The organism is Pseudoxanthomonas jiangsuensis (assembly GCF_010093185.1).
GTDB lineage: Bacteria > Pseudomonadota > Gammaproteobacteria > Xanthomonadales > Xanthomonadaceae > Pseudoxanthomonas > Pseudoxanthomonas jiangsuensis.
The window spans coordinates 36,817-55,327 of sequence record NZ_PDWL01000011.1 but is presented as its reverse complement, the minus strand read 5'-3'; the positions used below and the strand labels follow the sequence as shown (position 1 = coordinate 55,327).

Annotated in this window: 19 protein-coding genes and 1 tRNA gene; 11 read left to right on the top strand and 9 right to left on the bottom strand. The window is 70.1% G+C overall.

Annotated features, from left to right (window positions below):
- The first annotated feature begins 23 nt into the window (after positions 1 to 23).
- Complete coding sequence (locus tag CSC62_RS08635) at positions 24 to 1,319, top strand: ATP-binding protein (protein ID WP_162405834.1); 1,296 nt, start codon at positions 24 to 26, stop codon at positions 1,317 to 1,319.
- 134 nt (positions 1,320 to 1,453) lie between these two features.
- A complete protein-coding gene (locus CSC62_RS08630; RefSeq protein ID WP_162405776.1) occupies positions 1,454 to 2,566 on the top strand; it encodes an IS30 family transposase in 1,113 nt (370 codons plus the stop codon).
- Positions 2,567 to 2,602: 36 nt separating this feature from the next.
- On the opposite strand, the gene CSC62_RS08625 is transcribed toward CSC62_RS08630, so the two are convergent.
- The gene (locus CSC62_RS08625; RefSeq protein WP_162405775.1) at positions 2,603 to 3,859 is read right to left on the bottom strand and encodes a tyrosine-type recombinase/integrase; all 1,257 of its coding nucleotides are present in this window, start codon (positions 3,857 to 3,859) and stop codon (positions 2,603 to 2,605) included.
- 176 nt (positions 3,860 to 4,035) lie between these two features.
- A tRNA-Met gene (locus CSC62_RS08620) sits at positions 4,036 to 4,112 on the bottom strand.
- A gap of 112 nt (positions 4,113 to 4,224) precedes the next feature.
- Between CSC62_RS08620 and CSC62_RS08615 the strand changes: the two genes are divergently transcribed.
- The 3 genes from CSC62_RS08615 (at position 4,225) to bfr (ending at position 5,709) form a co-directional block, all read left to right on the top strand.
- Complete coding sequence (locus CSC62_RS08615) at positions 4,225 to 4,827, top strand: RNA pyrophosphohydrolase (protein WP_162405774.1); 603 nt, start codon at positions 4,225 to 4,227, stop codon at positions 4,825 to 4,827.
- A gap of 101 nt (positions 4,828 to 4,928) precedes the next feature.
- A complete protein-coding gene (locus CSC62_RS08610) occupies positions 4,929 to 5,126 on the top strand; it encodes a (2Fe-2S)-binding protein (protein ID WP_162405773.1) in 198 nt (65 codons plus the stop codon).
- Positions 5,127 to 5,238: 112 nt separating this feature from the next.
- Positions 5,239 to 5,709 (top strand): bacterioferritin, encoded by a 471-nt coding sequence (bfr, locus tag CSC62_RS08605; protein WP_162405772.1) that lies wholly within the window; start codon positions 5,239 to 5,241, stop codon positions 5,707 to 5,709.
- Here bfr and CSC62_RS08600 read toward each other — a convergent pair.
- Genes CSC62_RS08600 through CSC62_RS08590 form a run of 3 tightly spaced genes read right to left on the bottom strand, consistent with a single transcriptional unit; the run spans position 5,682 to position 10,713 of the window.
- The gene (locus CSC62_RS08600) at positions 5,682 to 8,162 is read right to left on the bottom strand and encodes a hybrid sensor histidine kinase/response regulator (protein WP_162405771.1); all 2,481 of its coding nucleotides are present in this window, start codon (positions 8,160 to 8,162) and stop codon (positions 5,682 to 5,684) included. The two genes, bfr and CSC62_RS08600, sit on opposite strands and share 28 nt — an antisense overlap.
- Before the next feature lie 3 nt (positions 8,163 to 8,165).
- Complete coding sequence (locus tag CSC62_RS08595) at positions 8,166 to 10,043, bottom strand: EAL domain-containing protein (protein ID WP_162405770.1); 1,878 nt, start codon at positions 10,041 to 10,043, stop codon at positions 8,166 to 8,168.
- A gap of 58 nt (positions 10,044 to 10,101) precedes the next feature.
- Positions 10,102 to 10,713: a DUF4126 domain-containing protein gene (locus CSC62_RS08590; RefSeq protein ID WP_162405769.1), complete on the bottom strand. Its 612-nt coding sequence runs from the start codon at positions 10,711 to 10,713 to the stop codon at positions 10,102 to 10,104.
- 113 nt (positions 10,714 to 10,826) lie between these two features.
- Here CSC62_RS08590 and CSC62_RS08585 point away from each other — a divergent pair, with 113 nt between their 5' ends.
- The 5 genes from CSC62_RS08585 to CSC62_RS08565 are packed head-to-tail and all read left to right on the top strand — an operon-like array spanning position 10,827 to position 14,299.
- A complete protein-coding gene (locus CSC62_RS08585) occupies positions 10,827 to 11,555 on the top strand; it encodes a DUF6776 family protein (RefSeq protein WP_162405768.1) in 729 nt (242 codons plus the stop codon).
- 2 nt (positions 11,556 to 11,557) lie between these two features.
- Positions 11,558 to 11,995 (top strand): bactofilin family protein, encoded by a 438-nt coding sequence (locus CSC62_RS08580; RefSeq protein ID WP_162405833.1) that lies wholly within the window; start codon positions 11,558 to 11,560, stop codon positions 11,993 to 11,995.
- 31 nt (positions 11,996 to 12,026) lie between these two features.
- Positions 12,027 to 12,398, top strand: coding sequence for an iron-sulfur cluster insertion protein ErpA (gene erpA / locus CSC62_RS08575; protein ID WP_162405767.1), 372 nt, complete (start codon positions 12,027 to 12,029; stop codon positions 12,396 to 12,398).
- Positions 12,399 to 12,420: 22 nt separating this feature from the next.
- Positions 12,421 to 13,359: an NAD(+) diphosphatase gene (nudC, locus tag CSC62_RS08570; RefSeq protein WP_246194299.1), complete on the top strand. Its 939-nt coding sequence runs from the start codon at positions 12,421 to 12,423 to the stop codon at positions 13,357 to 13,359.
- 49 nt (positions 13,360 to 13,408) lie between these two features.
- The gene (locus CSC62_RS08565) at positions 13,409 to 14,299 is read left to right on the top strand and encodes a hypothetical protein (protein WP_162405766.1); all 891 of its coding nucleotides are present in this window, start codon (positions 13,409 to 13,411) and stop codon (positions 14,297 to 14,299) included.
- A gap of 45 nt (positions 14,300 to 14,344) precedes the next feature.
- Here CSC62_RS08565 and CSC62_RS08560 read toward each other — a convergent pair whose 3' ends face one another.
- The 4 genes from CSC62_RS08560 to CSC62_RS08545 all read right to left on the bottom strand — a co-directional run bounded on the left by CSC62_RS08560 (position 14,345) and on the right by CSC62_RS08545 (position 17,487).
- Positions 14,345 to 14,758, bottom strand: a complete 414-nt coding sequence (locus CSC62_RS08560; protein ID WP_162405765.1) for a DUF2752 domain-containing protein — start codon at positions 14,756 to 14,758, stop codon at positions 14,345 to 14,347.
- A 7-nt stretch (positions 14,759 to 14,765) separates the two neighbouring features.
- The gene (locus CSC62_RS08555; protein ID WP_162405764.1) at positions 14,766 to 15,113 is read right to left on the bottom strand and encodes a CD225/dispanin family protein; all 348 of its coding nucleotides are present in this window, start codon (positions 15,111 to 15,113) and stop codon (positions 14,766 to 14,768) included.
- 61 nt (positions 15,114 to 15,174) lie between these two features.
- Positions 15,175 to 15,468, bottom strand: a complete 294-nt coding sequence (locus tag CSC62_RS08550) for a CD225/dispanin family protein (RefSeq protein ID WP_425502002.1) — start codon at positions 15,466 to 15,468, stop codon at positions 15,175 to 15,177.
- A 93-nt stretch (positions 15,469 to 15,561) separates the two neighbouring features.
- Positions 15,562 to 17,487 carry an MFS transporter gene (locus CSC62_RS08545; protein ID WP_162405763.1) on the bottom strand — a complete coding sequence of 642 codons (1,926 nt, stop codon included), beginning with the start codon at positions 17,485 to 17,487 and terminating at the stop codon, positions 15,562 to 15,564.
- 125 nt (positions 17,488 to 17,612) lie between these two features.
- On the opposite strand from CSC62_RS08545, the gene ygiD reads away from it, so the two are divergent.
- The gene (ygiD, locus tag CSC62_RS08540; protein WP_162405762.1) at positions 17,613 to 18,470 is read left to right on the top strand and encodes a 4,5-DOPA-extradiol-dioxygenase; all 858 of its coding nucleotides are present in this window, start codon (positions 17,613 to 17,615) and stop codon (positions 18,468 to 18,470) included.
- The last annotated feature ends 41 nt before the right edge of the window (positions 18,471 to 18,511 follow it).

Genomic DNA, 18,511 nt, shown 5'->3' with positions numbered 1-18,511 from the left:
TCTCGTTACGCCGTCGTCTGCTGATGGCAGGCGCGCTGGGCGTGCTGCTGGTGTCGTTCGCCGCGACCTGGATGCTCAGCAGCATGTTCGCTGATGCCGCTCGCGACTCGCTTGATCGACAGCTGGACGACGATCTTATCTCGCTGCTTGCGCTGACCGAGTCCGGCGATGATGGCCGCCTCCAGATGCGCCACGTACCTGACGACCTTCGCTATGACCGCGTGTTCTCGGGCACGTACTGGCAGATCTTCGATGGGCAGGGCGTTGCCTTACTGCAGTCGCGCTCGCTATGGGACTACACGCTGGCGTTTCCGGCGGAGAGCAAAGATGGAGCTTCGCATGCTTTCGATTTGAACGGACCCATGCAGCAACCGCTTCGCGGGCTGGTTCGCCAGGTTCAGCTCCCTCGCGCCCAGGGTCCGCTCGTATTCGTCGTGGCCGTCGATCGTGGTCGCGTAGCACAGGATGTAGCGGACTTCCGGCGGCACACGGCGGTGGCATTGGCGGTGCTGACCGCGCTGTGGCTGGCGGTGCTCATCACGCAGATCCATTTCGGACTACGTCCCTTGGACAAGCTTGGAGAGACCGCGGCCCGTGTTCGTGCAGGCGAGGACGCCCGTTTCCCCACCGAAGGCTTGCCCAGCGAGGTGCGGCCGTTGGCGCGTCATCTCAACGAGTTGCTGGATTACCACAGCCGCATGGTGGTCAGGGCACGCAACAGCGCCGCGGATCTCGCACATGCCCTGAAGACGCCATTGTCGATCCTCGTCGCGGAAAGCGAAGGAGACGATCGCCAATGGCGCGTCGTCCTGCGTGAGCAATCCCGCCGGATGCATGCCAGCATCGAACGCTATCTTGCCGTGGGCGCCACCGCGGACATGCATCAACGCACAAAGGTCCATCAGGTTGCCATGGCACTGTCTGCGCTGATGCGAAGCGCTTATCGCGACCGCCAGCTCGTGATCAGTGTTCACGGTAGCGAGACAGCAGTCTTTGCCGGCGCCAAGGAGGATCTGGAAGAGATTCTCGGCAACCTCATGGATAATGCGTGCAAGTGGGCTGCGTCGACCATCAATGTAGCTGTCACCCAAAGCGAAGGCCGCGTCGTGATTGATGTCGCTGACGATGGCCCCGGGTTGCCGACTGAAAAGCTTGAGCACGTCTTGGGCCGAGGCGTGCGTCTCGATGAACGCGAACCGGGCAATGGCTTGGGACTGGCTATCGTCGAAGATATCGCTGGGAACTACGGCGGAACAGTGACGCTCACGAATCGCCAATCAGGGCTGTGCGCGCGGCTCGATCTACCTTCGGGCAACTAGCCCCATGTTGATGTCAGCTTCCGGCCGCGGATTCATATGATCAACGTAACACACGGATAGCTGCAAAGGCAGCAGGAGTGTTGCGGACGAAGCGCAGGAAGAGGATCTACTACACCGATGCCCAGAAGGCACTGATGTGGGATCGCTGGCAGCAGGGCGAGTCGCTGCACCAGATCGCTTCGCTGTTCGATCAGCACCACAGCTCAGTCCGGAACATCCTGGCCGAGCAGGGCGGCATTCGTCCGCCAGTGAGGCGGCGATCTCCGAGGGTGCTGAGCCTGGCAGAGCGCGAAGAGACCTCCCGTGGGCCGGCGGCGGGACGAGCGATCCGCATGATCGCCGCGTCACTGGGGCGGGCGCCTTCCGCGATCAGTCGCGAGATCGGGCGCAACGAAGGCGCTGAAGGCTATCGAGCCAGCCAGGCCGACCATGCCGCCTGGGACCGGACGCGGCGCCCCAAGCCCTGTAAGCTGGCGCTGCATCGAGCCTTGGCCGCTCGTGTGGCAGAGAAGATCCAGCGGCAATGGTCGCCTGAGCAGGTGGCCGGCTGGCTCAAACGCACCTATTCCGAGGATGCGAGCCGTCAGGTGTCCCACGAGACGATCTATCGCACGCTCTACATCCAGTCGCGCGGAGCCCTGAAACAGGAGTTGCTCGCGCACCTCAGGCGCACGCGGGCGATGCGTCGTTCACGACATCACACCCAGAAGACAGAGAGCCACGGTCGGATCACCGACACTGTCTCGATCAGCGAACGGCCGGTCAGCGCCGAAGATCGGGCCGTGCCGGGACACTGGCAAGGCGACCTGTTGTTCGGTGATCGGAATAGTCAGATCGCCACGCTGGTGAAGCGACAGACTCGCTACCTGATGCTGGTGAAGGTGGCAGGCAAGGACACCGAGACCGTGGTCAATGCACTGATCAAGAACGCACGCCGCCTGCCGAAGCAGCTGTACCGATCACTAACCTGGGATCGAGGCAAGGAAATGGCGGCGCACCGTCGCTTCCCCCTGGCCACCGACATTCAGGTCTACTTCTGCGACCCGCATCATCCCTGGCAGCGCGGAACCAACGAGAACACCAACGGCCTACTGCGGCAGCCCTTCCCCAAGGGCATCAATCTGGCCGATGTCTCCCAAGCCAAGCTGGATGCCGTGGCACGCCAGCTCAACGAACGGCCACGCAAGACGCTGGGCTACGAGACACCGGCAGAGCGATACCGACAAACTGTTGCGTCGATCGGTTGAATCCAAGGCCGTTAGCGGACTTGCTAATGCAGACAATCAAGCCGCTTTGGAAGCCAATTGCCCGTCAGTTCCCATTGCCTTGCATGCGTCCAGGTAGTCCGCCCAAGCCTGCATCATCTTCTTGCGCTCGGGGAGATGCTTTGCAAGGTTATAGATCGCTCGCACACCTTGTCCCTTGTGGGCGAGTTGGCGCTCAATCGCGTCGGGGTTGAATCCGAGCTCATTGAGTAGTGTGGAGGCCATATGGCGGAAGCCGTGGCCGACAATGGTGTCGCCATCGTAGCCAAGGTTTCTCAAGGCCGCGTTCACGGTGTTTTCTGACATACAGCGCTTGGGATCACGGACTCCGGGAAAGACGTACTCCCTGTGTCCGGTTAGTGGCTGTAGGTCTCGGAGGATGGCTACGGCCTGCTCCGCAAGCGGTACCACATGCGGCTCGGCGCTCGGATTCTCTTTTTCGGCCTTGGGCAGCTTCCTGCGGCCGGGAGGGATGACCCAGCGCGCGCCTTCTGGATGGTCCAGGTCGAACTCAGCCCAGCGTGCGCCGCGCAATTCGCCCGGACGCACAAAGGTCATCGGTGCCAACTTCAGTGCCGCCGCCGTTACGGCCTCACCGCGATATCCGTCCATGGCTCGCAGAAGTCCCCCCACGAGCTTCGGGTCGGTGATGGTTGGAAAGCTGCGCTTCCTGCGTGACGGTAGGGCAGCACCCAAGTCCGCAGCCGGATTGCGCTCGGCGCGCTCGGTAGCCACTGCGTATTTGAATACGCTGCTTATGGCCGCCATGACCCGGTGAGCTTGTTCATGATGACTGCGCTCAACCATACGGCCGAGTAGGGGGCGAAGATCGGACACACCTACTTCTGCGATTGGCTTCTTGCCGATCCAGGGAAAGACATGGCCTTCAAGACGCATCCGCTGCTTGGCGTGGTGGCTGTCGGTCCAGCCATGAGCCTTTACGGCCAGCCATTCGCGTGCGATGACCTCAAAGCTGTTTGCCGCTCGCTCGATCCCCGCCGACTGCTCGGCCTTCCGGTGTTCCCCTGGATCGATCCCCTTGGCCAGTTGTTTACGAGCAAGATCCCGCTCAGTGCGCGCCTCCGCGAGGCTTGTATCGGGATAGGTCCCCAGGCTGAGCGTATTTCGCTTCCCGGAGACCGGACGGCGGTAGTCCAATCGCCACCAGCGCGCGCCATCGGGCCTGAGAATCAGGTAGAGACCGCCGCCGTCGCGCAATTTAAGCGGCTTCTGTTCAGGTTTTGTTTTGCGAATCGCGGTGTCGGTCAGAGGCATGCGAAAACGGCCTTGGCGGTAACAGTTTTGGCGGTAGGTCGCTTACCGTCAAAGTTACCGCCCCTTACCGCCGGCTTGCAATGGATTCCCTCGGACTACGTCGGGCACAAAAAAGGCCGGAAGCCTTGGTTTTTCTGGGCTTTCCGGCCTTAGTTGGACTTGCCTGTACTACCGCGTGGTGGCTATGGGTGGACTCGAACCACCGACCCCAGCATTATGAGTGCTGTGCTCTAACCGGCTGAGCTACATAGCCACGCGGAGAACCGCGGATTTTTCACGTTCCCGGGCGCCGTGTCAATCGGCGCTTGTCGGCCCGCCGGGGCCATGGCAGAGTCGGGGCAGTCGAATTTTCTGGAGTCCGCATCGTGATCGATCCGGACGGATACAGGCCGAACGTCGGCATCGTGCTCATGCGCGGGGACGGACAGGTGTTCTGGGCGCGCAGGGTGCGCCGGGACGGCTGGCAGTTTCCGCAGGGCGGGATGAACAGCGACGAGACTCCGGTCGAGGCCATGTACCGCGAGCTGCGCGAGGAGACCGGGCTGCTGCCCGAGCATGTGGAACTGCTCGGGGCCACCCCCGGATGGCTGCGCTACCGCCTGCCCGGGCGGGCGATCCGCCGTGGCGGGGAGGGCCCGGTGTGCATCGGCCAGAAGCAGGTCTGGTTCCTGCTGCGGCTGGTCGGCGACGAGTCGCTGGTGCGCTTCGACCTGACCGAGACCCCGGAATTCGACCACTGGCGCTGGGTCGACTTCTGGTACCCGGTCGAGCACGTGGTGACCTTCAAGCGCGGGGTCTACGCCCGCGCCTTGCGCCACCTGGCGCCGCTGGCCGAGGGCATCGGGGCGCTGGTCCGGCAGATGCCGGCCCGGGCCCAGGAGGCCTGGCTGCCGGGCAGCGCCGCGGCCGGGCACGAGCGTCCGCGCAAGCGCCCGCGCCCGTCCGGAGGGCGGCGTTCATCCGCCTGAACCATGGCGGCCGGTTTTGCCCCGGATGAATGTCGTTCTCAATTGACACCCTTTCTCATCCGTAGTGAAATGGCGGCATTCTCCCGATCCGCCTTCCTGCCGTGTACGTCTGCATCTGCAACGGTGTCACCGACCGCCACATCCGCGAAGCCGTCGACAACGGCTGCGCCAGCGTGTCCGAGCTGACCATGCGCACCGGCTGCGGCGCGAGCTGCGGTTCCTGCCTGGACATGGCGGCGGCGATGGTCGCCGAGATGCGCGCCGAGCTGCCCCTACCGATCCTGGCCGCCGCGGCCTGAGGCTGCTTTCCACGTCCGCCGTCCGCAGGCGGCAATGATCACGATTCGCGTTACTTCGCCTCCGTCGGCGAAGCGCTAGAGTGCGCCGGTCTTCCGCAGCCGGAGCCGTGCCATGAAGGGCGACGCCAAGGTCATCGAATACCTCAACAAGGCGCTCTACAACGAGCTGACCGCGATCAACCAGTACTTCCTGCACGCCAAGATGCTGAAGAACTGGGGCCTGAAGGAACTGGCCGAGCACGAGTACAAGGAATCAATCGACGAGATGCGCCACGCCGACTGGCTGTCGGAGCGGATCCTGTTCCTCGAGGGCCTGCCGAACTTCCAGGCGCTGGGCAAGCTGCGCATCGGCGAGAACCCGCGCGAGCTGCTGCAGTGCGACCTGGCGCTGGAGATGGACGGCATCCCGCTGCTGCGCGAGGCGATCGCCTACGCCGACTCGATCGGCGACTACGTCAGCCGCCAGCTGTTCGTGAAGATCCTCGATTCGGAGGAGGAGCACGTGGACTGGCTGGAGACCCAGCTGGACCTGATCGAGCGGATCGGCGAGCCCAACTACCTGTTGAGCAAGCTCGAGGACTGAGCCCCGGCGGCATTGGCCGACATCCAGCCCTGCAGGGCGACGCGGGCGCGGGCGAACTCGGCGATCAGCAGGGCCACCGCGACCGCGGGCCGGTCCAGGGCATGGGCGCGAGCGCCCAGTTCGATCCGCTTGGCCGCCGCCGACAGGGCCAGGGCGCCGACATTGGCGCTGGAGGACTTGAGCGCGTGCGCGGCCTCGCGCATCGCGTCCAGGTCCGGAGTAGCCGAGGCCCGCTCCATCTGCCGCACCAGCCGCGGCGCGTCGTCCAGGAACAGCGAGACGATGGCCAGCGCCTCGGGACCGGCGATCTCGCGCAGTTCGTCCAGGGTGGCCAGGTCCAGCACCGGCGCCGGTGGCGACTGGGCGGCGGCCGGGTCGACGGGGGGCTGTGCGCGGGCGGGCTCGGTCGCGGGGTGCCGCTCCGGGCCGGTGGCCGGCGACGATGGGAACACCGGGATGCCGGCGGCCTGGGCCGCGGCGGCCGCCAGGCCGGCGGTGGCCACCGGCAGGTCCCGGGCCGGGGCCGGTTCCGCCGTGCCGCGGGCAGGCACGGCTTGGTGCACGCGCGCCGGCCGCGCCGCCTGCAGCCAGCGCCGCAGGCAGGCGTCGAGCTGTTCGCGCGCCACCGGCTTGGAGAGGTAGTCGTCCATGCCCGCGTCCAGGCAGCGCTGGCGGTCGCCGGCCATGGCGTTGGCGGTCATGGCCACGATCGGCAGGCGTCGGCCGGGCGCGTTCCCGGTTTCGTGCGCGCGCCAGCGGCGGGTGGCCGAATAACCGTCCAGCACCGGCATCTGGCAGTCCATCAGGACCAGGTCGTAGTCGCCGCCGGCCATGTGCGCCAGCGCGACCTCGCCGTTGGGCGCGGTGTCGCATTCGTAGCCGAGCACGGCCAGCAGCTTCTGCGCCACCAGCATGTTCACCGGGTTGTCCTCGACCAGCAAAAGGCGCGGCGGCGGTCCGGCCAGGGGCGGGGCAGGGGCGTCGTCCGTGTCGTCCGCCGGCGCCGCCACCGGCGCTTCCTCCACCACGACCGGCGGCGCCGGCAGCAGGCTGCCGCGCAGGTCGGCATCCGGGGCCAGGCGCGGCAGCAGGGCCGCGCGCTCGCGCAGTTCGTCGGCGATCTCCTCCTCGCCGTACAGCCACAGCAGGCGCACGTCGGCGTAGGCGGCGGTCCGGGTGAGGGCGCGATGCAGCGCGCGCGCGCTGTGGCGCAGGCCGTCATGGTCGGCGATCACCGCGGCATAGCCGGCGGCCTGGCCCGGCGCGGTCTGGCCGCGCAGCCGTTCCAGCGCCTCCTGGGTGGTCTCCACGATGCTGACGGTAATGCCCCAGTTGGGCAGCAACAGGGCCATGCGCTGGCGCAGGCGCAGGTCGGGCGTGACCACCAGGATCCGGCGCGATCCGTCCTGCGCGCCGGGGCGCGTCTGCACGTCGCCGATCACCTTCAGCAAGGGGATCTCGAACCAGAAGGTGGAGCCCTGGCCCGGTTCGGACTGGACCCCGATGCGGCCGCCCATCAGGTCGACGATGCGCTTGCAGATCGCCAGGCCCAGGCCGGTGCCGCCGTACAGGCGGGTGGTGGAGGCGTCGGCCTGGCTGAAGGCGCGGAACAGCCGCGCCTGCTGCTCGTGGCCGATGCCGATGCCGGTGTCACGCACCTCGATCCGCAGCTGGTGCTGGACCGGGGTCTCGCCCAGCCGCCGCACCGACAGCGCGATCCCGCCGCGCTCGGTGAACTTGACCGCGTTGCCGATCAGGTTGGTCAGCACCTGGCGCAGGCGCACCGGATCGCCGCGCACCGGCAGGCGCACGTTCGGGTCGATCTGCAGCTCCAGGCGCAGGCCCTTGCTCTCGGCCGGGCGCTGCATCAGCAGAAGCACCGCTTCCAGCAGCTCGCGCAGGTTGAAGCTGGTGATCTCCAGCTCCAGCCGGTTGGCCTCCAGCTTGGAGTAGTCGAGGATGTCGTCGACGATCCGCAGCAGCTGCAAGGAGGACTCGTGCGCGGTGCGCAGCATCTCGCGCTGCTCCGGCGCCAGGTTGCCGCGCGCGACCAGGTCCAGCATCGGGATGATGCCGTTGAGCGGGGTGCGGATCTCGTGGCTCATGGTGGCCAGGAACTCGCCCTTGGCCAGGGCCGCGGCCTCGGCGGCCTGCTTGGCCTGGACCAGCTGCTGCTCGAGCTGGTCGTGGCGGCTGACGTCGCGCTGCAGCTGGTTGCGCTCGTGCTCGGCGGTGGCCGCGCGCGACTGCGCGTCCTCCAGCGCCCGGACCTGGCCCCGGGCGGCGGCCACCGCGACCCAGGCGGCGGCCATCGACAGCAGGGCCAGGCCGGCGGCGATCGCCAGCCATGGGCCTTCGAAGCCGGCGTGGGCCAGGCCCAGGGCGACCAGGGTCGCGGTCACCGCGGCGGCGTTGACCCCGGGCCAGACGTTGCCTTGCCCGTGCGTGGCCATGCGCTACAGGACCGCGTTCTGGAAGTCGAAGTCCAGGTCGCTGCCGACCGAATGCACCAGGTTGCCCTGGACGAAGTCGATCCCGGCCACCCACATCGCCGCGGCCGCCTGCGGATCCTCGATCTGCTGGCCGATCACCTGCAGGCCCTGGCGGTGGGCGGCGTCGATCACCGTGCGCAGCTGGTCGCGCAGGGCGTTGTCGGCGTGCGCGCCGGCGAAGCGCCCGGCCATGCGCACGTAACCCAGCGACATCTGCCCGAGCAGGGCGTCGGCCTCGTCGCCGGGTTCGAACTGGCCCAGGCAGAACTGCACCCCGGCCGGCATCAGCCGGCGGCAGAACTCGGTCAGGGTGACGCTGTGGATCAGGGCGTCGGCCAGGCGCAGGTCGATCACCACCGAGGTGCCGTCGATCCCGCGCTCGGCGATCGCCTGCAGCAGCCACTCGGCGAAGGCCTCGCGCGCCAGGGTGCGCGGCGACTGGCTGACGAACAGGCGCAGCGGCGTGCCCTGCGCGGCGCGCTGGGCGATCAGGTTGAGCGCGTGCTCCATTACCTGCTGGTCGAGGTCGGCGATGCGGCCGCTGGCCTCCGCCGCCGGGATCACCTGGCCGGCCGAGAGCAGGGTGCCGTCGGCCTGGCGCAGGCGCAGAAGCACCTGGTACTGGGCCTGGTCGTTGCCGGCGACCGAGACGATCGGCTGGTAGGCCAGTTCGATCTGGCCTTCGAGCAGGGCCAGGCGCTCCTGGGCCTCGTGGTCGCTGGGCGGCACGTAGGCGGCCACGCCCTCGGCGCGCAGGCGCGCCTGCAGGGCGCTGCGCTCGGTGGCCTCCAGCGCGGTGCCCGCGTCCTCGAAGTCCAGGGACAGGGCGGTGTAGCCGATCGCGCTGCGCAGTTGCACCCGTTCCTCGTCGCGGACCAGGAACACCTCGTCGGCGAGGCGGTTGCGGATGGCGGCGGCCTCGACTTCCAGGGCGGCTTCCGCGGTCTCCAGGGCCAGGGCCAGGAAGCTGTTGTCGTTCAGGCGGGCCAGCGGCGCCGGGGCCACGATCTGCGCCAGCCGGCGCCCGGCCTCGGCCATCAGCCGCTCGAACGCGGCGTAGCCGTAGCGTTCGCGCAGGCTCAAGGCGCTGGCGATCTCGATGAAGTACAGGCCGCCGCGGCGGTCGCCGGCCAGGGTCGCGTCGATCTGCTGCAGCAGCCAGGCGCGGGTGGACAGGCCGGTCTCCGGATGGCTGCGCATCGGCGCCGGCGCGGACGCGGCGGCCAGGCGCAGCTGGGCGCGGGTGCGCTGGATCCGGTTGGAGACCGCGGCGATCAGGTGGCGCGGACGGATCGGCTTGGTCAGGAAGTCGTCGGCGCCGCTCTCCAGCACCTCGAACTGGCGCTCCGGGTCCGGATCGCCGCTGAGGAACACGATCGGCAGCAGCGGCAACCCGGCCTGCTGCCGGATCAGGGTGGTCAGGCGCATGCCGTCCAGGCCGGGCATGTGCAGGTCCATCAGGATCAGGTCCGGCTGGAAGCGGCCGATCGCCTCGATCACGCCGTCCGGCTGCATCTGCACCTCGGCCTGCATCCCGGCGCCGTGCAGCACGCTCTGCGCGAACAGGGCCTGGGCGCGGTCGTCCTCGACGATCAGGACCCGGTAGGGGGCTTCGTCCTGGCCGGTGCCGGGGTCGCCGGGCGTGGCCGCGGCCGCCGTGGCGGCAGGCGCGGAAGCCGCCGGTGCCGGACTTTCGCCCGGAGCGGCGGCGGCCTTGGCCTCGGCCGCTTCGGCGGCATCCTGGGTCCAGCGCCGCCAGTAGTGCGGCGGCGGGGTCTCGGCGCGCACCCGCTGGCGCGCGGCCGGTTCCTCCGGCGTCGGCGCGGAATCTCTAACGGCCATCAGTCTTCCCCCCTGGTGGGACCGCATTATGTGACCAACTGCGCTCATCCGGACAAGCTTACGTGGGCGACGCGTCCGCGCGGTCGCCGGCCGGCGCGAACAGGCGCCGCACCCCGCGGGCCAGGGTCCGCCAGATCCACCAGATCAGCAGGGCGCCGAGCAGGCTGGAACCGACCACCACGACCAGGGCGATCCACGGGTGGGCCATCGCCAGGGCCAGGCCGCCGACCACGAGCGTGTCCTCGGCCACCGAGGCGGCCCAGTTGCTGGCCGGCTCGGGCGAGGTGTTGAGCAGGGCGCGGGCGCCGGACTTGAGCGCGTGGCTGGTCAGCGCCGCGCCGGCCCCGACCGCCAGCGCGCCGGCACCCAGCTGGCCGTCGGGCGAGAGCGCGGCGGCGGCGAGGAAGGCACCGGCCGGGACCCGGGCCAGGGTCTGCAAAAGGTCCCAGACCGAATCGACCCCGGGGATCTTGTCGGCGAAGAATTCGGCCAGGGCCAGCGCCCCGGAGGTGCCCAGCACCCACCACGACTGGGTCGCCTGCAGCGCGGGCGGCAACTCCACCCAGCCCAGCAGCCCGGCCAGGCCGACCCCGAACACGGTCAGGTAGGCGCGGATGCCGGCCATCCAGGCCAGCAGCAGGCCGATCACGAACAGGTGCGCTTCGGTCATGGCGCGGGTCTCCCAGGGCGTCGCTGCGCGCGGCGATGGTGCCGGCCGCGGCGGTTACACTAGCCGACCCGGCCTGGTCCGCAGTATAGGCAGAAACGGTCTGCCGCCCGCCGATGACAGATCCCGCGCCCCGCTTCCGCATCGTTCCGCGCAACGCCGTGCCCAGCCGCGGCTGGATCGCGGCCATCGCCGTGGCCTGGCTGCTGAGCCTGGCCGGCGCGTGGCTGCTGGCGACCTGGCTGGCCGCCCCCGGCCTCGGCCAGGCCCAGGCCGGGCTGCGCGCCGCCGGGCGTTCGACCGCCCAGCTGCAAGGCCAGGTCGACGAACTGAACCAGCGCCTGGTCACCCTGCAGCGCTCGGACCAGATCAGCCGCGCCGCCAACGGCGAGCTGCAGTCCTCGCTGGCTGAGCGCGACGAGGAGATCGCCGGGCTGCGCGCGGACGTGGCCTTCTACGAGCGCCTGGTCGGCGCCACCACCCAGCGCAAGGGCCTGAACGTGCACTCGATCGAGTTCGCGCCCGAGGAGGCCGGCACCTGGCGCTACCGCGCGGTGCTGACCCAGAACCTCAACCGCGGCGCGATCAGCCAGGGCCAGCTGCGCTTCTCGGTGGAGGGTGTGCGCGCCGGCAAGCTGGCCAGCATCGGCTGGAACGAACTGCACCAGCGCGCCGACGCCGCCGGCCAGGCCTATTCGTTCCGCTATTTCCAGGAACTGGGCGGCAGCGTGATGCTGCCCAAGGATTTCACCCCGCAGCATGTGCGAGTCTCGCTGCGTGGCAACGGGGGGAACGTGGAACAGACATTCGACTGGAAGCCCGCCGCCGGCGGGGAGGGCAAGTGAGCATGTTCAAGGGCAAGTCCACCCAGCGCGACGGCTTCGCCATCGACACCCTGATCGGCCCGGACGTGGTGGTCCGCGGCGACCTGGAATTCAGCGGCGGCCTGTACGTGGAAGGCCGGATCGTGGGCAAGGTCCAGGCCGCGGCCGGCAAGCCCGCCAGCCTGATCCTGTCGGAGAACGGCGTGATCGAGGGCGAGATCCACGCCCCGGTGGTGGTGATCAACGGCGAACTCACCGGCGACGTGCACGCCAGCGAGCGGATCGAACTGGCGCCCAAGGCCCGGGTCCAGGGCAACGTCCACTACGCGGTGGTGGAGATGAGCGCCGGCGCCCAGCTGACCGGTCGCCTGGTGCACGCCCAGGCCCAGGCCAAGGCGCTGCCGGCACCCGATGCCGCCGGGCCGGCCGGCGCGCGCGCGTCCGCCGCGGCCAAGGCTTGATCCGCGCCGCTTCCGCCCCCATGACATCCGCATGATCCCGCTTCCGACCGCCGCCCCCAGCTACCAGCAACTCGACCAGCCGCTGCGCTTCAGCCATGCGGCCGCGGCCAAGGTGCGCGAACTGATCGCCGAGGAAGGCAATGCCGACCTGGCCCTGCGCGTGTACATCCAGGGCGGCGGCTGCTCCGGCTTCCAGTACGGCTTCGAGTTCGACGAGAACCGGGCCGACGACGACCTGGCGGTCGCCACCGACGGCGTCACCCTGCTGGTCGACCCGCTGAGCCTGCAATATCTGATGGGCGCCGAGGTGGACTACAGCGAGGGCCTGAGCGGGGCCCAGTTCGTGATCCGCAACCCCAACGCCAAGACCACCTGCGGCTGCGGCAGCAGTTTCACCGTCTGAGCCGCCGGCGTCCGGAGCGGCCGTGAACGCATCCGCATCCCCGTCCGCCGCGCCCGTGCTGGCCGGCTTCGCCTTCGTCGATCCCGGCCTGGACCGCGCCGACGCCCTGCGCGCCGATGCCGACGCCCTGCGCGTGGCCTGGAGCGGCGCGCGGGTGATGGTGCTCGACGCCGAGGGCCGTGCCGCGGCCGGCGCCGACGGCCTGGCCCTGACCCTGCGCGGCGACGAACTCGGGCCGGGGCCGGGCCTGGCGGTGCTGCTGGGCCTGGACCGTGACGGCCAGGCCTGGTTCGCGCTCGAGGCGGCCACCCTGGCCCTGCCCGCGCCGCCGCAGTGGATCGACCTGCGCCGCGCGGCCGCGCACTGGCCCGCCTCGCAGGCGGCGGCCTTCGCCCATGCACGCGGGATGCTGTACTGGCACGCGCGCAACCGCCATTGCGGCGCCTGCGGCGGCCGGATCGAGTTCCTTCGCGCCGGCTACGTCGGCCACTGCGAAGGCTGCGGCGCGGATCACTATCCGCGGGTGGACCCGGCGGTGATCGTGGCCGTGGGCGACGGCGAGCGCCTGCTGCTGGGCCGGCAGGCGAGCTGGGCGCCGCGGCGCTGGTCGGTGCTGGCCGGCTTCGTCGAGCCGGGCGAGACGCCCGAGCAGACCGTGGTCCGCGAGGTACACGAGGAGACCGGGGTGCGGGTCCGCGCCTGCCGCTACCTGGGAGCACAGCCGTGGCCGTTCCCGGGCGCGCTGATGCTCGGCTTCCACGCCCTGGCCGAAGCCGACGAGCCGCGCGTGGACGGCGAGCTGGAGGCCGCGCGCTGGTTCACCCGCGACGAGGTCGGCCAGGCCCTGGCGCGCGACGAGCACGCGGCCGACGGCCCTCTGCTGGCGCCGCCGATCTCCATCGCCCGGGCCCTGATCGAGCACTGGTACGCCCGCGGCGTCGACGGACTCACGTCGCTTTAGCGCCCCGCGCGCCGGGCAGTGGCTAGAATCCCCGGCAGAGGGAGGGCCCATGTTCACAACCCTGGTCGCCGTCATCGCCGCGCTGGCGCTGGGCCATGTCGCCCCGGCGCTGGTCGGCTCGCTGCGCCGGTTCCGCTGGTACCGGCAGGTGCTGGAGTGGCTGGGCCTGCAGGCCGGCGACGGCGGTTTCTGGCGCGGCCGCTACGGCCTCTGGCTGGCCCTGCTGCCGCCGGTGCTGCTGGCGCTGCTGCTGCAGCTGCTGCTGGCCGCGCCCCTGCTCGGCCTGTTGGGCCTGCTGTACGGGGTGCTGGTGCTGGTCTGGACCTGGGGCCCGCGCGACCTGGACGTGGACGTGGAAGCGGCGCTGGACGCCTCCGATCCGGCGACTCGCCGCGCGCGCTTGGACCTGCTGGCGCCGGAGGCGGGGCAGGCGGTGGCCGAGGGCCCGGCGCTGGCCGGCACCGTCGCCCGCAGCGCCCTGCGGCGCTGGTTCGCGGTGCTGTTCTGGTTCCTGCTGCTGGGCCCGGCCGGGGCGGTGCTGTACCGGCTGTGCGAGCGCGCGGTGGCCGCCGATGCCGCCCTGCTGCCGGCGGAGAACGCGGCCGGCGCCCGCCGCCTGCTGCGGTGGCTGGAATGGCCGGTGGCGCAGCTGATGACCCTGGCCCTGGCCCTGGCCGGCGATTTCGACCGGGTGTTCCGGGCCTGGCGCGCGGCCGGTGGCAACCGGGCGCAGGCCGACAGCGGTTTCCTGGAAGCGGCGGCGCGGGCGGCGGTTTCGGGCGAGCTGGCCGAGGAAGCGGAGGACTACCGCCGCGAGGGCTATCCGGTGATCCCGGGCGAGCTGCCCGAGCTGCGCGACGCGATGAGCCTGGTCTGGCGCATGCTGCTGCTGTGGCTGGCGCTGCTGGCCTTGCTGGTCATCGCCGGCTGGGTCGGCTGAGGCACGCCTCTCTCCTGCGGCCGCGCCGTGCAGTCCCGGCCCGCCTCAGCCCGGCGCGAGCAGGTTGAACGGGAACCAGGGCAGGTTGCGCGCGATCCAGTACCCCGGCAGCAGCCACAGCCACAGCCTGGGCTCCAGCAATACCTTCATCAGCGGCGCCAGCCACCGCGGCTGCCAGCCGCCGGACCAGGCGGCCATCAACGGCATCAGCGGCATCAACAAAACCGCCAGCGGGTTCATCGACAGGGCCCGCTGCAGGTCGCCATGGACCAGCGCGTGCAGGGCGCGGGTCAGGCCGCAGCCGATGCAGTAACAACCGGTGAAGGCGCGGAACATGCACGGCGGGAACGGGCTGCCGGCAACGTTCGGATCGTACGTGCGCAGCAGCCACACCCCGGCGCCGGCCGCCACTGCGGCCGACGCCAGCGCCGCGATCCGCAGCGGACGCGAAAGGGCCATGCGCGGTTTACTGCGCCTGCTGGATCTGTTCCATCATCTGCTGGTACTCGGCCATGCCGCCGGTGCTGAAGAAGTAGACGTTCATCAGCAGGCCGATGATCGCCAGCGCGGTGGCGACCCAGCACCAGGTCTTGGCGTTGGCCGAGGCGCGGCGCGCACCCTCGAAGTCGCCCTGGTTGAGCAGGGTGTTGACCTTGGAGGAGAACACGATCGCGACGATGCCGACCAGGCCCAGCGGGCAGCACAGGCAGGTGGCCAGCACGGTGGAGATGATCGCCCAGGCCAGGTGGTTGGGGACCGGGCCATGGACCTGCGGCTGCGACGAGACCGGCGGCGGGGGCGGGACGTAGCTCATTGCGTGTCTCCTTGGAGAAGGACGTGCGACGGGGATGGAAACGTTGCGGCGCGGCCGGCGGTCAGTGCGCGCCGGCCAGGCTGCCCAGCACCGCCAGGCCGCCGAACAGGAAGAACCACAGGGCGATCAGGATCGGGCCGGCCAGCGCCGACCACATCGCCCAGAGGCCGGCCTTGCGCGCGGCTTCGCGGGCCCCGGCGACGTCGCCGGCGGCGCGCTTGCCGTCCACCTGGCTGGCGTACACGATCGAGACGATGCCCAGCGGCAGGCAGCAGAACAGCGTGGTCAGGATCGCCCAGACCAGGTTGTTGGGCACATAGGCGGTGGAACCGCCCGCGGGCGGCATGGCGTTCATGGTGGTGCGCTTCCCCTGTAGCTCGCGGCAAGCCTAACCGACGCGGCGGCCACGGCATAGCCGATGCGGGGTTGTCGGCCCGCGGCGTCCCGCTCAGGCGTCGTCGCCGCGCAGTTCGCGCACCTGCGCTTCCAGCGCCTCGGCGGTGACCGGGCCGCTGGCGGGCGATGCGGCGACGGCCGGGGCGGCGACCACCTCGACCCGGGCACGGACGCGCCGCGGCACCCGCATTCGGCCCAGCCGGGAGTCGCGCCGGCTCCACATGCTGGCCCACATCCCGCGCAGGGCCATCGGCACCACCGGCACCGGCCGGCCGGCGGCCGCTGCGCGCTCGAGGATCTTCTCCACCCCGGACTTGAACGGGGCGATCGCGCCGTCCCGGGTCAGCGCGCCCTCGGGGAAGATGCAGACCAGCTCGCCCTCGGCCAGGGTGGCGTCGATCTCGTCGAAGGCGCGCCGCATCAGCGCCGGGTCCTCCTTCGCGCCGGCGATCGGGATCGCCTTGGCGGTGCGGAAGATCCAGCTCATCACCGGGATGTTGAAGATCCGGTAGTACATGACGAAGCGCACGGGCCGCGGAATGCTGGCGGCCAGGATCAGCGCGTCCATGTAGCTGACGTGGTTGCACACGATCAGCGCCGCGCCCTCGTCGGGAACGTGCGCCTCCACCCCGCGGATGCGCAGCCGGTACAAAGCGCGCACCAGCAGCCAGCTGAGGAAGCGCATCAGGAACTCGGGCACCAGCGCGAAGATCCAGGCCGCCACCAGCACGTTGCCGATGGCCAGGGCCAGGAACAGCTGCGGGCTGCTCCAGCCCAGCCCCTGCTGCGCGACCAGGGCGGTCAGCGCGGCCAGGACGATGAAGCCGGAGTTCTGGATGTTCAGCGCGGCGAACACCCGCGACATCTCCGAGTTGGCGCTGCGGCTCTGGATCAGGGCGAACAGCGGCACCACGAAGAAGCCGGCGAACACGCCGATGCCGAGCAGGTCGAGCACGATCCGCCAGCTGCCCGGCTGGCGCAGGAATCCGGCCACGTCCAGCCCCGTCGCCGGTGCCAGCCCGGAGCGGGCGAAGTACAGGTCCAGCAGGAACGCGCTCATGCCGAACGCGCCCAGCGGCACCAGGCCGATCTCCACCGTGCGCGCCGACAGCTTCTCGCACAGCAAGGAACCGGTGCCTGTGCCGACCGAGAACAGCGCCAGCACGAAGATGTAGAGCGTAGCCGAGCCGGCGGCCCCGCCCAGGTTGAGCTCGGCGTAGACCGGCAGCTGCGAGGTCAGGATGGTGCCGAAGAACCAGAACCAGGACACGCCGAGGATGGCGTTGCGCACCGCCGGCTGGCGCCTGGCCATCCGCAGCACCGCCACGGTCTCCGGCAGGGGATTCCAGTTGACCTTCAGTTCCGGCGCGCCGGCGTCGACCCGCGGGATCCGGCGCGCCACCAGGTTGCCGGCGACCGCAAGCGCGATGATGGCGGTGGCCGCCACTTCCGGCCCGTGCGCGCCGGCCAGCTGGAAGATCAGGCCGCCGAAGATCATCCCGCCCAGGATCGAGATCGAGGTGCCCATCTCGACCAGGCCGTTGCCGCCGGTCAGTTCCTCCGGCTTGAGGATCGCCGGCAGCACCGAGTATTTCACCGGGCCGAACAGGGTCGACTGCACCCCGGTGCAGAACAGCGCCACCAGCAACACCGGCATGTTCTGGAGCAGGAAGCCGGCCGCGGCCAGCGACATGATCGCGATCTCCATGGTGGTGGTGATCACGATCAGGCGCTGCTTCTCCAGCTTCTCGGCGACCTGGCCGGCGATGGCCGAGAACAGGAAGTAGGGCGCGATGAAGATCGCCGGGGCCAGGATCGCGTACAGCGAGCGCTCGGCGGTGCCGACCCCGAGGAAGAACAGCAGGCCGATGATCGCCTGGCGGTAGACGTTGTCGTTGAAGGCGCCCAGCGCCTGCACGATGAAGTAGGGCAGGAAGCGGCGCTGGGTCAGCAGCGCGAACTGGCTGTGGCCGGACATGCGGGTCTCCGCGGGACTGGCGCGGAGCCTAGCAGACGGCGGTGGCAACGTTGCGTTCCATCCGCCCGCGCCGCGATTGGCCTAGGCTGTGGCGGTCCTTCCAACACCCCCACCGGAGAACCGCGATGGACGCGCCGCTGATGCCCGCCGCCTTCCTCGGCCACGGCAGCCCGATGAACGCGCTGGAGCGCAACCGCTACACCGAGGCCTGGCGCGGCTTCGGCGCCGCCGCGCCGCGGCCGCGCGCGATCCTGGCGGTGTCCGCGCACTGGTACGTCAACGCCACCGCGGTCACCGCGATGGCCCGGCCGCGCACCATCCACGACTTCTACGGCTTTCCGCCGGAGCTGTTCGCGATGGACTACCCGGCCCCGGGCCTGCCGGAGCTGGTGGAGGAGGTGGCCGACGCGGTGCGTCCGGACCGGGTCGGCGCCGACGTCGACGGCTGGGGCATCGACCACGGCACCTGGTCGGTGCTGGTCCACGCCTTCCCTGCGGCCGACATCCCGGTGGTGCAGCTGTCGATCGACGCGCGCCGGTCGCCGGACTGGCACCTGCAGCTGGGGGCGAAGCTGGCGGCCCTGCGCGAGCGCGGGGTGCTGGTGCTCGGCAGCGGGAATGTCGTGCACAACCTGCGCGCGATCGACTGGCAGCGGCCCGACGGCGGCTTCGACTGGGCGCGGCGCTTCGACGAGGACGCGCGCGCGCTGATGCTGGAGCGTCCGCACGAGATCCCGGCGCTGGTTTCGCACCCGGACTTCCGCCTGGCGGTGCCCACGCCCGACCATTTCCTGCCGCTGCTCTACATCGCCGGGCTGGCCTCGGTGGCGGAGCGGCCGCCCGAGGTGCTGGTCGACGGCTACGCCTACGGCTCCTTGTCGATGACCGCCTACGGCCTGGGCGCGCGCTGCCCGCAGGTCCAGGACGGCCCCGGTGCGGCGCCGCTGGAGACAGGAATGCCACCGGAGCAGGCCAACGTCTGAACGAGGTTGTAGGAGCGCGCTAGGATCGTCCCCTGCATCCC